Annotated in this window: 3 protein-coding genes; 1 reads left to right on the top strand and 2 read right to left on the bottom strand. The window is 62.2% G+C overall.

The window, feature by feature from the left end:
• Nucleotides 1-46: 46 nt before the first annotated feature.
• The gene (locus tag DRB19_RS29425) at nt 47-793 is read right to left on the bottom strand and encodes a Crp/Fnr family transcriptional regulator (RefSeq protein ID WP_114189482.1); all 747 of its coding nucleotides are present in this window, start codon (nt 791-793) and stop codon (nt 47-49) included.
• A 365-nt stretch (nt 794-1,158) separates the two neighbouring features.
• On the opposite strand from DRB19_RS29425, the gene DRB19_RS29430 reads away from it, so the two are divergent.
• Nucleotides 1,159-1,893 (top strand): Crp/Fnr family transcriptional regulator, encoded by a 735-nt coding sequence (locus DRB19_RS29430; protein WP_114189483.1) that lies wholly within the window; start codon nt 1,159-1,161, stop codon nt 1,891-1,893.
• Here the strand turns inward: DRB19_RS29430 and DRB19_RS29435 are convergent.
• Nucleotides 1,890-2,156, bottom strand: a complete 267-nt coding sequence (locus tag DRB19_RS29435) for a DUF6894 family protein (RefSeq protein WP_114189484.1) — start codon at nt 2,154-2,156, stop codon at nt 1,890-1,892. The genes DRB19_RS29430 and DRB19_RS29435 overlap by 4 nt on opposite strands.
• Nucleotides 2,157-2,254 lie beyond the last annotated feature (98 nt).

Here is a 2,254-nt window from a genome sequence, read left to right on the forward strand (position 1 = left end):
TCCTCATCACTGCCGTTGGCGACACGCACAGGCTGAAGGGTGAAGCTCATGCAGCGGCCTGATCCTGCTCCAGGTGCAGGTAGGTCGGGTCGAAGTCCCCTACCTGCTTCAACTTCTCCCAGTCGGGAATGTTCAGCCGATCGCCCTTCAGCTCGATGAGGCCGTCCGCCCGCAGCTCCTGAAGAACGCGGTTGACGTGAACCGTCGAGGTGCCGATGGCATCGGCAAACTCGCTCTGGGTGATCGGCAGGGTGCAGGCATGATCCTGGACAAGGCCCACCGCCCGCAGGCGCACCACCAGCTCGCACAGGATGTGCGCCATGCGATGGTAGGCTTCGCGCTGGCCGACGTTGAGCACCCACTCGCGGAAAATGGCTCCCTCCACCAGGGTCTCGCGCCAGAAGGCAGCGGTGATCCGGGGATGGCGCGTGCAGAGATCCCACAGCGCCTCATGGGTGATGAAGCCCACGCGGCACGGGCTGATGGTGGCGATGCTGATGTCCAGCACCTTCAGGTGCAGGCTCTGCAGGTCGGGAATGTCCCCGGCGATGCTGAAGTTCACGATCTGGCGCCTGCCGTTGCCGGTCATCTTGTACGTGCAGCTAAAGCCGCTCAGGATCGTGAAGGAGCGGGAGGGGCGGTCGCCTTCGCGCACGATGTCCTGGTCGGCCTTGATGGCGACAACCTGCAGCGGCAGGTCCAGCAGCGCCTGTCGCTCGTCATCGGTGAGCGTGAAGATGCTCTCCAGCTTGCGGATGAGCGGATTGTCTTGGTAATGGAAAGAAGCATGCATGTGAAACTCCTCCTGTAGCAGGCGGGAGCACACGTCTCTCTCAGGTATCAGCGCCTACGAGTGGTTGCTGATAATGATTTGAACGTAGCACACAGTTTAACTTCGACCAGTGATCTAGGTTAGTTCTGCCTAAAAACTTTGGGGTCACGCAGGAAAACTAAATTCATCCTCGTTTGCCGAGGGGAGATCGATGCCTCGGCTCAATTTCGACGTGCGCGAGGGGGCGAGCTTCACCTCTGATGAAGAGGGCCTTGAGTTCGACAGCCGCAAGGTCACGAATGAACACCGCCAACGGGGGCTTGCACCTCTTGGCCTCCAAAGGATTTGCATTAGGTTCAGTTGGACACGGTTCCGGAGGCCGTCCGATGATGAACCGGCTCACCCGCAAGCTCGAGGCCTTCGGGCCGCTGCCCGACGCCGACAAGCGCCTCCTGGACGAGATCATTCGCGACGCCCGCTCTGTCAAACCGCGCACGGACCTGATCCGGGAGGGCGAGACCCCAAACGACGTCAACCTGATCCTGGAAGGCTTCGCCTGCCGCTACAAGATGACGCCCAACGGCACCCGCCAGATCGTGGCTTATCTCGTGCCGGGCGACTTCTGCGACCTGCATGTCTTCATCCTCAAGGCCATGGATCACACCATCGCCACGCTGTCGCAGTGCCAGGTGGTGAAGATCCCGCGGCCCCGGATCCTGGCGCTGATGGAGCGGCCTGCCATCGCACGGGCGTTCTGGTGGGCGGCGCTGGTCGACGAGGCGACGCTGCGCGAGTGGCTGATCAATGTCGGCGTTCGCACGGCCGAGCAGCGCGTGGCTCACCTCCTGTGCGAGCTGCTGCTGCGGCTGGAAACGGTCGGTCTGACCAACGGCGACACCTATGAGCTGCCGATCACCCAGGCTGAGCTGGCTGACACCGTGGGTCTGACGGCGGTGCACGTGAACCGGGTGCTCCAGCGCCTGCGGGGCGATGGGCTCATCACCCTCAAAGGCAAGAACCTTGTCATCCTGGACGTTGCGCGGCTGAAGGCGCTCAGCGGCTTCAATCCCAATTACCTGCATCTTTCCGATCAGAACGGTCTCCCGGAACAGAGCGTTTAAGGGGTCCCAGGCTCGGGCGGCGGTTCGATAAAGATAGGGCGCTCCTCGGCCGAGAAGCGGAGGATGAACAGGATTTTGCCCTGCTCGTCGGTGACCTCCAGCTTCCATTCGGTGCCGTTCCAGAACTTGGCGCCCATGTCACGCAGGATCTCGCCGCTGGTGCGGATGGCCTGGGCTTGAGCGGTGTAGATGTCAGGCAGCACGGTGCCTTCGGTGTCGCGGGTCGAGTAGCCGTCGGTCACATGGAAGAAGTAGCGGGGCATGGGGTGCTCCCTTGGCCAATAAGGCGGGAGCATGCGCATCTCTCAGTCGGCAACAGCCTGAACTCGGGGCCACCGATGGCTTCTATATGGGGCCGCAA

The organism is Microvirga aerophila, from assembly GCF_003332305.1.
GTDB lineage: Bacteria > Pseudomonadota > Alphaproteobacteria > Rhizobiales > Beijerinckiaceae > Microvirga > Microvirga aerophila.